Here is an 11737-nt window from a genome sequence, read left to right on the forward strand (position 1 = left end):
CAACTGGTTTGCTGACTGTTGTTACTGTACTCCATAAACCTGAAATGTGCTGTAGCTGTGGAGGTCGGGCGGAAATTGATAGAACGTCAAGGTTAATTCACTATCCTTGAGAAAGGTGCGGACTGCATCGGGTTCAAGCAATTGCCACTTCTGGGCAAAGCTTTGCAATTGCACCTGTGCTTGGTTGACATCCGTTGCCTCGAAAATATCATAAGCATCACTGGTGATTTCAAAGCGCCGTCGTTGCTTGGTATCGGTGAGTTTGAGCGGTTGTTGTTGAGCATCTACTTGAGGCAGTTGCTCATAGTTCAAATGCCGTTCTATCCCTCTAACTTTGTGGGTAATACAGCGTTGTTGTTGAGCATTCGGAAAGTAAGCGGCAATCGCGGGCGGTAGCCCTGAACTGCCATCACTACAAACTAGCTCTAGTGCTTCTGGGTTGAATCCGCGCTCAATCAAGTGGGCAAATAGCTCCCGCCAAGCGGCTTCACTCTCGGTTTCGGCAACCTCATAATGGATTAATTCTGTGCGTCCATCTGCCCAGACTGCCATTACCGCTAAGACCACTCGTTCTTCCACTTGCCGCCGTTGCCGCAGATGTCCCGATAAGTCTTCCTTGTACTCATCGGCAATCACATACTGGATGTCCACCCACACCCCATCGACTAGGATGATCGCGGGGGTCTGGCTGAATCGCGCTTGTCGTTTCTCCTCCAGTCGTCGCTGAACTTGTAACGTAATTTGGTTCACCGCATTCACCGATAGAACTCGACCTACTACAAAATACAAGGCTTCTTGCAAGTCTCGCAACGACAGTCCCATCACATACAAACAGCACAGCCAATCCAGTAGATTCCCCAGACTCCGCTGATAGCGTTCCAAAATCTGCCACTGGCGTTCTGGGTTCCGCTCTCGTAACTTCCGCACCTGCAACTGCTCAATGGTGCCATACTGGGTATGCAGTTGCCGTTCGTAGTAGCCTGAGCGGTACGGTCTCTTGCCCTCTAAATGCTTCAGAAATTCCGTTACTTCTTCTCTCAGCGCCCCTTCCAACACCTGTTTGACTGTACTCACCACTTCCGTTCGTAGTTGCTCTGCAAGCGCAGCTTCCAGTCCCGGATGCACACCTTGTTGTCGAACTCGGAGAATTTGTTGTTCTCGCTCTGCGCACGCCCTTGGCGCAGCGAAGCTGTTCGTCATGAGAGGTCTCCTGCTTCGGGGGTTCTCCCTCGTTCTAAGCCTTTTTCTCCCCTCACTCCTCAGCGCGAATAATTCGTGACACTAACTGAACGAGCCTTAACTCGTCTGCACTCTCGCCTATTCCTTTGCCTTCAACATCCCACCACGGAAGGATGTTGATTTCTCTCTCACCACATCACAACACTCAAGTTAGATCTTAATAGTAAAAACGGCCCCCTTAGGCTGCTGCCTCTCTACAGAAATTGTACCTCCATGTGCAGCGATCGCCATTTTGCAGAAAGTCAGCCCTAGACCAACTTGAGGAACTCCATGAAAGGCTTCCCCAACTTCATACTTCTCAAAAATGCGATGCTGTAAGGCCTCACTAACTCCACGTCCCATGTCTTTCACTTTAATGTGAACCTGTGTCTCGGAGGGGTAGTAGATTTCTAATTCTACCTGAGTGTTGGCAGGAGAAAATTTAAGTGCATTGGAGAGCAAATTATCTATGACACGACGCATCAACGCAGCATCGACCCAAAACGTTTTGTGATCTTCTGGTAGCTGGCTCACTAGCTCAATCTGCTGTTGAGCAGCAATCTCCTGAAAATCTGTGATTACTTCCTGACCCATCTTGCAAAGATTGACTTCAGTCCGGTTCAGTAACATTTTTCCAGATTCTAGCTTTGCCATGATTAGAAGACTATCTACTAAAGATTGTAGTCGTCGCCCCGCATACTCGATTTGTTCAACTTTCTGCTGCTGTTTGTCAGTAAGATTTTGCAGCTTCAAAATTTGAGAAGAGAGAACAATATTTGTCAGCGGATTTCGTAAATCATGAACGATCATATTTGACATATCTTCCCGCAACTGTAGCGATTCATCCCGCAGTTGCAACATACCCTCCAGAGCATCATATTGCTGTTTGATACGCAGCATTGATCGCACTCTCGCTCGCAGTTCTGACCCATTGACAGGTTTGCCTACAAAGTCATCTGCTCCGGCTTCTAGACAGCGTTCCAAGCTTTCTTTGGAGTTCAAGGCAGTCACCATAATCACAGGAATTTGCTGCATTACAGGGCTTGCTTTGATGCGACGACACACTTCCATCCCGTCTAAATCTGGCATCATTACGTCTAGCAAAATTACATCCGGTTGGTTTGTTTTCAGCCATGCTAAGGCTGCACACCCACTAGAGGCATAGCTCAACTGATGTCCATCCTTAAAGAGTAGAATCTCAATGACATCAAAATTAGTGCTTTCGTCATCGACGACGAGAATAGAGGCCGTTTTCATGGAAAGTTTTAGCCGCCTTCGGTTGCGTTAGGACTATATCTGTTCTCAGCTTTAAGCATTTACTTTAAACATTTAAGGGCTAGAAGCCGATCGCAGTAGCAGCTTTTGAGGAGCGAATCGAATCTACCTCTGGATTACATTGTCCTAAATCATGTTGTCTCCAAGGTAAATGGATTGTAAACTGACTTCCTTGTCCCACCTTACTCTCCACTGTGACAATGCCATCATGCAGTTCAACAATGCGACGAACTAATGCCAATCCTAATCCTGTTCCAGTATATTGGCGATTGACACGGCTATCAATTTGTACAAAAGATTGGAACAGTTGAGTAATATGTTCTGGAGCGATGCCAATTCCCGTATCAATCACACCGAAACAAATGTGTTGATGAATTGAGTCGGGCTGGACGGTTAATGTCACTTGACCACCCTCTGGCGTGAATTTGACCGCATTGCTTAGAAGATTAATGAGTGCCTGGCGCATTCGCCGCTCATCGATCGAGATTGCATTCGTTTCAGTCGAGATTTGAGTGACTAATCGGACTGTTTTCTTGTCCGCTAATTGTTTCACAATCGCCAAACTAGAATCACAGAGATGATGGACTGAAACTGGTGTGAGGTGTAGTTCTATTTTTCCAGATTCGATTTTTGCGAGATCTAGAATGTCGTTGATCAAATCGAGCAAGTGGCTTCCACTGTGTTTGATTGTGGTGATTGCTTTCTTTTGGCGATCGTTGAGTGCCCCACTATAGGATTCTTCTAGCAATCCTTCGGATAATCCTAAGATTGCGTTGAGAGGTGTCCGCAATTCGTGGCTCATGTTAGTCAAAAATTCATCTTTCAACTGAGTCACTTTAGCCAGCTCGATATTTGCATCTGCTAATTGTTGGTAGCTTTGCTGTAAAGCTATTTCACTTTGTTTACGAGTGATTACAGTTGCGATATAGGTTGCGATCGTTTTTGCTAGCTTAATTTCCTCCGGTGCAAACTCATGAAAAGCATCATAATAGACAATTATTTTTCCTAAATTCTTTCCCTGGTAGCGTAGCGGAAAAGAAGCAGTCGCTTTGATCCCTTCATTTTCTCGAAGTTCGTCAAGTAATCCAACACCATGCTTTTCTTCACTATTTGAAATGAGAACTGTTTTGTCATTCAGGGGTTCATTCAGGGATTCAAGGTAGGCTTCTACGATTTGTTTATAGCGATCGCTGATGCCAATTGAAGCTTGATATCGAGGAATGCCATCTGCATCCGGAACTAAAACAGCCACTCTGCTAGTTTGTAATGTCCGTCCAATACCATCTAGCGCAACTGTATAAATGTCCTGAATTGTTTCTGCTTGATTAAGAGCCAGGGCTAGATGATAGAGGCTATTTAGCCGTTCGATCTGTAGCACAATCTCAGGTGCGGTGAGAGGAGACATAGGAAGTGTACCTCTAGTTTATCAATGAATCTGTCGATGAAAAATGACCTGTACGACGGTCTGCTGTTCTGGGATGCTTGAGATATTTAGTTCTCCCCCATGTAATTCCACCATGCGTTTTGCAATCATCAATCCCAGTCCTGAACCTTGTTGTTCATAGAGCTTTCGATCAAACTGCATATAGGCTCCTAAGTTAGCAATTTGGCTAGCCGTCATGCCTCTTCCGCGATCGATAACATTAAGCGTAAATGTGGTGGCATCAAACTGGCTGCTGACTTCTACCAAAGTGCCCGGCTGTGAGAATTTAAACGCATTATCGATGAGTTCTTCAATGATTTTACTGAGTTTTTCTTCTGATATCGGCAGGGGTAAATTTTGCAACTCCATTTGTAGATCTTCTTCTCTACCCGCCTGTTGCGCTTTGAGTTTGGCGATCGATGCAATCGCTGATTTGGCGAAGCTACTCTTTTCGCCCGCCCGTAGTTCTCGTAGTTTCTCTGGGTTCGCTGCTATGAGTTCCAAATCTGCATAGAGCAGGAAATTCTGAGTGAGTCGATGGAGACGGCGTGCAGAGCCTTGGATGATCTGAGCCATTTCGCGTACTTCATCAGCAGACAGATTACTACAACTTTCAGCAAGTAGTCCTGACATACCCAAGATGCCGTTCAAGGGTGTATGCAGCTCATGGGGCAATGCCAGACTAATATTGGTGCGAAGGTGATTGAGCTTGGTTTCCGCTACACGATTAGAAATCTCTCGTTTGGCTAGCTGGGTGGTGACAGCTCTCAAGAGTTCTGAAGGTGAGAAGGGCTTCATTAGATAATCAGCCGCGCCATATTCCATGCCTCGACGCACATCCGATCGCTGGGTTTGGGCGGTCAAAAAAATCAGAGGAATGTTTGAAGTCACTTCATCTTGACGAATTGCAGTTAGGACTTCATACCCTGTTAACTCAGGCATCATGATGTCACAGATAATCAAATCGGGAGCGCAACTTTTCGCTATCTGAACGCCTGTTAGCCCCTCTGCGGCTGCGATCGTTTCAAACTCTGAAAGTACTAGAATCTCCTGAATGTTGGCTCGAAGCTGCGGTTCATCTTCAATGACTAAAATCTTTTCCATGATCTGATCCCTACCTGTGACTCTGTTTGCATGTCTCGCCTTCTCGCCACCATTCCATAGCTCAAAGCTAAAGTGAGAAGGTGAATATTTGGTGAAGAAAAACAGGGTTGAGTCTTGAATCAAGGTGGCATTGACTTTGCCAACCCCCGAAGAATCGCAGATCTGCGCGTGGGGATCAAGCGGTTTGTCAGGGAAGTAGCCAGGTGGTATCCATCATCGTTGCAGGTGTTGTGTCAAGCAAGCCTAATTGTGACAGAATTGGGATAGTGATTTCTGTACCCCTATGAGGTTGTTTGATGGCTTAGAGCGCTCTGTTTTTTAACCTCAACTGATGAAGACTGAGAGGCAAAGTAGCACGATTCTAGGAAAGCTTTGCAACCCTTAAGATTTCAACCTTTCCCTCTTTTTTCTACCTTTATTAGTAACTAAGGCTATTTTATCTGAGGACTAAATAATTATGAATTGCGGTTCCTTCCTTAATATATTCTCAAGATCGCGATCGCTTAACCAAGAAATCAGGCTTCTATTAAACAGGTAGTAATTGACTAATCGTCTTCTTACATCTCAAGTCAACAGATATAGAAGATTTGGCATCTTGAAGTTTATTAACAACAAAAGATGCCGGAGTAGTAGATTTTTTTGCTCACACACCCAACCACCCTACTTTACCTTTACCACCAATCCATTGCCTTGTGAGAATTCTATTAGTTGAAGACCATCAGGAGCTTGCTGACCTCTTTAAGTCCGCATTTCTAGAGCAAACCTACGTGGTTGATATTGCTCTAGATGGTCAAGAAGGGTGGGAATTAGCCCAAATTGTGACTTATGACCTGATTATATTAGACGTGATGCTGCCCAAGCTTGACGGTATTCGTCTTTGTCATAAGCTGCGATCGCACGATATTCAATCTCCCATTTTGATGGTGACCGCACGGGGCACTAGCGAAGACAAAGTAATGGGGCTAGATGCAGGAGCCGATGACTATCTTGTTAAACCTGTCTCGTTGACAGAATTAGCGGCTAGGGTTCGCGCTTTGCTACGTCGAGGTCAGCCTGCTGTTGCTCCTACTTTGGAATGGGGTGAACTGCGCTTAAATCCTGGTACCTGCAAAGTTACTTACAGCGACTATCCAGTACACCTGACACCCAAAGAGTATGCAATTTTAGAGCTACTATTGCGAAATAACCAGCGCGTATACAGTCGCAGTGTCCTACTAGAACAATTATGGTCGTTTGCGGAAGAGTTACCCAGTGAAGATACGATCAAAGCGCACATTAAAGGGCTGCGGCAGAGGTTAAAAAAAGCGGGAGCAGGAGATCTCATTGAAACTGTATATGGGTTAGGCTATCGCCTGAATCAGGCTTATCTAAACCCTCAACCCCCTCTCGCGGTCGTGAGCCAAAAGCAACAGCAAAGCCGCGATCGCATTGCCAAAATTTGGGACTCCTGCAAGTCGCGGATTTTACTCAAAATTGATTTCCTAGAACAAGCTGCAAACTCATTAGCGCAGAACCCACTCGACCCAAATACCCGCCTGAGTGCCCAGAAAGAAGCACACAAACTCATTGGCTCTTTGGGCACCTTCGGAGTCGGGCAGGGATCTGATCTCGCCAGACAGCTTGAAGAACAGTTTGAATCCGAAGATATCTCAGGATTCCACCTACAGAAAGCGATCGCAGATCTCAGACAAGTAATAGAAAAAGCAGTGCCCAAAACGCCCAATCACCCTACCCTGAGAATTGATTCTATCTGCAACAAATCTCTATCGTCTCTCCAGCTATTAATTGTGGATGATGATCAGGTTTTGGGTGCTCTGCTCGTGGCAGAAGCGATCGCGGTTGGGTTGAGAGCTACGCTAGCGCCCCATCCTGATGCAGCAAGAGAGGTAATGAAGCGCATTCAGCCCGATGTGGTATTGCTGGATTTATCGTTTGCCGATCATCGAGAAGACGGACTCACCTTTCTAGCAGAACTGTCTCAGCAATCTCCTGCTTTGCCCGTACTAGTCTTTACAAGCAGTAATCAGTTTACCGATCGAGTTGCAGTGGCCCGCCTCAGAGGACGAGGCTTTTTGCAAAAAACTACAACACCTGTCCAAGTCCTTGAAGCGGTGGTTAAAGCTCTTCAGCAAACCCAAAAAAATGAAGCGAGAATTCTGGCCGTCGATGATGATACTTTCATTCTCAATTCGCTTTCTACGTTGCTAAAGCCTTGGGGTCTGCAAGTGGCGACCTTAAACGATCCGCTGCAATTTTGGGAACACCTGGAAGCCGTTCGACCTGACCTACTGATGCTCGATGTCCAGATGCCAAACATCAACGGTATTGAGCTTTGTCAAACCTTGCGACACGATCCTCGCTGGCAGAGTTTGCCTGTGATGTTTCTCACGAGTTGTACGGATGCTGACACCATTCATCAAGTCTTTGCAGTAGGGGCAGACGATTATGCTAGCAAGCCGATCGTTGCGCCAGAGCTGGTCAACCGCATTTTCAACCGACTAGAACGAACTCGCCTCCTACAAAGCCAGGCCGAGGTCGATTCTCTAACTGGGCTAACCAATCGACAGCGATCGACCCAAGATTTAGAGACACTCTTGCAGCTTTCTAAGCAGTCACAGCCACCACTCTGTTTAGCCGTTTTGGAGCTAGACGATTTGAAGTCAGTGAATCAACAATATGGCTATGGAACAGGAGACAAACTTTTGCGCCAGTTTGGGCAGCTCCTGCGGCAAGAACTACGCCCGGAAGATATTATGTCTCGCTGGGGTGGAGCCGAGTTTGTCGTGGGTATGTATGGGATGACGCGCAGCGATGGTGTAGAGTGGCTTGCCCAGATTCTAGAAACGTTGCGTCAAGCAAGCTGGACGACGACAGAGGGTAGTCCGCTTCAGATGACATTTAGTGCGGGAGTGGCTCAGGCACTAAAAGATGGGACTGAACTTTTGGTGATCCGAGAGGCGGCGATCGCGGCGCTCAACGCAGCAAAAAACCTGGGCGGCGATCGCGTTTTTCCATCGGGCTGGAAGCCGCCTCAACCTCAACCCTTGCCAGTCGTGGATGTTGTGTTGGTTCACTCGGATCAGGCGTTTGCTAAATTAATTCTAAAAGCCTTGGAGACGCGAGGCTACCACACTCACTGGCTACAAGATGGGTCAGATGCAGTGAGAGCGATCGCGGGGTCAAATCCTTTGCTGCGTCCTAAAGTCATTTTGCTCGGTAGCGATCTTCCTAATCTGAGCGGAGAAAAAGTATTGCAGCAGTTGAAGCGCAAAAAAATTACGCGCAGTGCCCGTGTGATTCTGCTGCCTACTCATTGCAGCGAGGCAGAAAAAGCGATAGAAATGGGAGCCTTTGACTATGTTCTAATGCCCTGTAGCCTTGTAGGACTGATGCAGCGACTGCGACAAGCGTTAGAAGCTTAAAAAGATGGGTAGTTGCCACTGTTTGTACGGCGTTGCTGAATCTGGATATGAAACGCTTCTTGAAAAGCCTGAGCTTCCGTTCAAAATGCTACGAAATCATATCGTCATTCAGCAACACCCTGTTTGTACGGCTCTGCCCGTGATTGAAATCTTGGCTAGCAAAATAAAGTTCGTAAGGACAAACCGACGATTTATTCCTGACTTTTATCGCGAACGAAGTAAAATCGAAGTGAAAAAACTTCTGATACTGTTCAAACAGCCTCTAAAATACAATTCAACAAGTAATGAGTTCCTGGCGTAACATAAACTGGTTAAGAATGTAGGGTTAAATAAAGTCGAACATTAAGTTCTTGGTGAGGGCACAAGAACTTAAACCTTTGTAGAAAACATCTTTACCAGTTAATCTTATTTACTGATTGGATGTACTCAGTTACGAACTCACTCATTTAGGTGATGTTGAATACAAGTTCGTTATTTGATACATTAAGTCTGTCATCATAAAAGGCATTAAGGCATAGTATGTTTTGGATAGATGAAGCAGATTCTAATTATTGATGATGAGGAAGATATTCGAGAAATTGCACAGGCTAGTCTCGAAATTATGAAAGACTGGTCTGTGATTACAGCTAGCTCTGGTGAAGAAGGATTGGCCAGGGCAGTGGCAGACCAGCCAGATGCGATCTTGTTGGATGTGATACTTCCAGATATGGATGGTACGATCGCCCTGCAAAAACTTCAGGAAAACCCACTCACCTGTCAGATCCCAGTCATCTTTCTTACTGCCAAAGTTAGAGTAATTGACCAGCGCAATTTCGCAGGAATCAAGGTTGCAGCGATCTTAGCAAAGCCTTTTAATCCAGAGGACTTAGCTGACCAAATCACAGATGCGCTGGGTTGGGATGCCTTGGATTAGAAATTTCTGAATGTCAAAGTGCAAAAAATTATGATCACAAATAATTCACATTCTGCTGGCATATTACAAGTTCATCACTTCTATAAGAATAAATCTTCCTCAAACAATATAGCTGACTTGTTAATACGATGAGTAACACTGAAAGTGAAGGCAAGAGCAGAGATGAGCTGATTGAAGAGCTAAAAAACCTTCGATCGCAAATCGAGTATCTAAAACAAAGCCAAGCTTGCAAAGACGCTCTACCCCTTCAAATAGGCAAATCGAAAGCGGCTTTCCCTCCTTTAGAGGTGGCATTAGAATCAGCATTGAATGGAATTCTAGTCGTCGATCCTGAAGGAAAAATTTTGTACTACAACCAAAGATTCTTTAAACAATGGGATATACCTGAGTCAATTGCCTTATCACGAAGCCACCATCAGTTACTAAGTTTTGTTCAAAATTATGTGAAAGATCCAAGACATTTTCTAGCGCAGGTGAGTGCAGAATATGATCAACTCGACCTAGAGAGCCATAGCTTAGTGGAATTCAAAGATGGACGAGTCTTTAAGCGCTACTCAAAACCGCACTGTGTTGATCGAAAAATAGTTGGACGAGTGATTAGTTGCCTCGATACTACGGTTTGCGATCCAACTGACGCTAAAATCGTGCCATCAGAAGTAGGATGGAGATCCTTGCTACAAAACAAGCTTGAGTTGATGCGGGCTGAAGATTTGACTGATCAAGCCCAATCTGTGAGTTCGTCAACGAATCATAGGGAAGAACTAGAAACTTATGTAGCGCAAATCTACGAATTGCAACAGATCAGTGCCCAACTGCGCCAAGAAATTGTTGAACATCAGAAAACAGAAAAAGCATTGAGAGATAGCCAGCATGTGCTTCAAGCAATCATTGACAACTCCCCATCAGTTATCTATCTAACGGATATTCAAAAGAATTTTTTGCTCATTAATCAGCGTTATGAAAAAACGTTCAAGGTTGATGGTCAGCAGATTATTGGTCGATCGATCGAAGATGTTTTTTCGCCTGAGATCGCTGCTGAGTTTATCACCAATAACCAGACTGTGATTGAAAGTAGGCAACCCTTGGAGGTTGAAGAAGTTGCACTGCTTGAGGACGGGCTGCATACCTATCTTTCTGTTAAGTTTCCTTTGTTCAATGCGAGTGGAACTGTTCAGGCTGTGTGTGGCATTTCAACCGATATTACTCAGCGAACCATTACCGCTCAGGTGAAAGATGAGTTTATTTCTGTGGTCAGCCATGAACTGCGAACGCCCTTAACCTCGATTCACGGCGCATTAACGTTGTTAGCCAACAATCGCATCGATATTGAGTCTGAGCGGGGGCAGCGCTTTGTTAAGATTGCGGCTAAAAATGCCGATCGCTTAGTTCGTTTGGTGAATGATGTTTTGGAGCTAGAGCGGTTGGAGTCAAGCGCGATCGCCTTAGAAAAGCATCCCTGCAATCTTACAAACCTGATAGCAGATGTCGTAGATACACTGCAAGTTTTAGCCCATCAAGCCGGGGTGACGCTCTGTGTGTCTTCGCATGATCCTGAGATTCAGAGTGTTGAAGTTAATGTAAATAGCGATCGCATCATCCAAGTTCTCACCAATCTAATCAATAATGCAATCAAGTTTTCACCTGGCGGCGAGACAGTCTGGATTAATGTTGAGAAGATTTCTGACTCCTCTTCTATACTCCCTAACCTGCTGCAAATCACTATCAAAGATCAAGGGTGTGGAATTCCTGGTGATCAGCTAGAAGCTATCTTTGAGCGATTTCATCAGGTGCGTTGTTCTGATTCTTCTCAGAAAAAAGGAACAGGATTGGGATTAGCGATTTGTCGTAGTATTGTTCAACAACATGGTGGGAGCATTTGGGCTGAAAGCATAGTCGGAAAAGGTAGCCGTTTTTATTTCACGATTCCTTTGTAGCCCGCTATTTCAGAGAGGATTGTCATCAACTCTATTTACAGAGGCCATGATGAATCAATCTTCATTTGAATCAGGGAAATTGCTGCAAATAACTCTGGATCATTTCGCAGGGTGTCTACTGTTATCACAATCAGATCTGGATGCGGCTCTCGACAAACTACATCTCCTTGCTCGTCTAACCAAAGTGTTTCTTTGTGAACGTAGACAGACTCACAACAATCGCCACCAAGTGTAGATATCGCTGTAGTATGCCACACAATTTGCCTATTTGCAGGCTGGGAGGATTTGATATTAGACATTGGTAGCATCACAAAAGCTTGGCTAGACTTCAATATATCGTTCAATCTGGGAAAAAGTCGGGAAGAGAGGAGTAAGGCAAGCAGAGAAGTCTACCTCAGATCTTGCACCATTCTCAAGAAGGGGTTGCCAAATCGCCAGAAATCTGAAA

General features: G+C 45.3%; 7 protein-coding genes. 3 read left to right on the forward strand and 4 right to left on the reverse strand.

All coding sequences use genetic code 11. From position 1 onward, the window contains the following. Nucleotides 1-21: 21 nt before the first annotated feature. The 4 genes from ACJ2PR_RS32880 to ACJ2PR_RS32895 all read right to left on the reverse strand — a co-directional run bounded on the left by ACJ2PR_RS32880 (nucleotide 22) and on the right by ACJ2PR_RS32895 (nucleotide 5020). Nucleotides 22-1200, reverse strand: a complete 1179-nt coding sequence (locus tag ACJ2PR_RS32880) for a transposase (protein ID WP_446880196.1) — start codon at nucleotides 1198-1200, stop codon at nucleotides 22-24. Between the two features lie 189 nt (nucleotides 1201-1389). After that, nucleotides 1390-2475: a hybrid sensor histidine kinase/response regulator gene (locus ACJ2PR_RS32885; protein ID WP_446880197.1), complete on the reverse strand. Its 1086-nt coding sequence runs from the start codon at nucleotides 2473-2475 to the stop codon at nucleotides 1390-1392. Between the two features lie 79 nt (nucleotides 2476-2554). Beyond that, nucleotides 2555-3898 (reverse strand): GAF domain-containing sensor histidine kinase, encoded by a 1344-nt coding sequence (locus ACJ2PR_RS32890; protein ID WP_446880198.1) that lies wholly within the window; start codon nucleotides 3896-3898, stop codon nucleotides 2555-2557. Between the two features lie 21 nt (nucleotides 3899-3919). Beyond that, the gene (locus ACJ2PR_RS32895; protein WP_446880199.1) at nucleotides 3920-5020 is read right to left on the reverse strand and encodes a hybrid sensor histidine kinase/response regulator; all 1101 of its coding nucleotides are present in this window, start codon (nucleotides 5018-5020) and stop codon (nucleotides 3920-3922) included. Between the two features lie 692 nt (nucleotides 5021-5712). Here ACJ2PR_RS32895 and ACJ2PR_RS32900 point away from each other — a divergent pair. From ACJ2PR_RS32900 to ACJ2PR_RS32910, 3 genes are all read left to right on the forward strand, one after another. Further along, nucleotides 5713-8442: a response regulator gene (locus ACJ2PR_RS32900; RefSeq protein WP_446880200.1), complete on the forward strand. Its 2730-nt coding sequence runs from the start codon at nucleotides 5713-5715 to the stop codon at nucleotides 8440-8442. Nucleotides 8443-8974: 532 nt separating this feature from the next. After that, nucleotides 8975-9355 (forward strand): response regulator, encoded by a 381-nt coding sequence (locus ACJ2PR_RS32905; protein ID WP_446880202.1) that lies wholly within the window; start codon nucleotides 8975-8977, stop codon nucleotides 9353-9355. Nucleotides 9356-9483: 128 nt separating this feature from the next. After that, on the forward strand, nucleotides 9484-11289 hold the full coding sequence (locus ACJ2PR_RS32910; protein ID WP_446880203.1) for an ATP-binding protein: 1806 nt from the start codon (nucleotides 9484-9486) through the stop codon (nucleotides 11287-11289). Nucleotides 11290-11737: the final 448 nt, after the last annotated feature.

The sequence above is a fragment of the Phormidesmis sp. 146-33 genome (assembly GCF_052939515.1).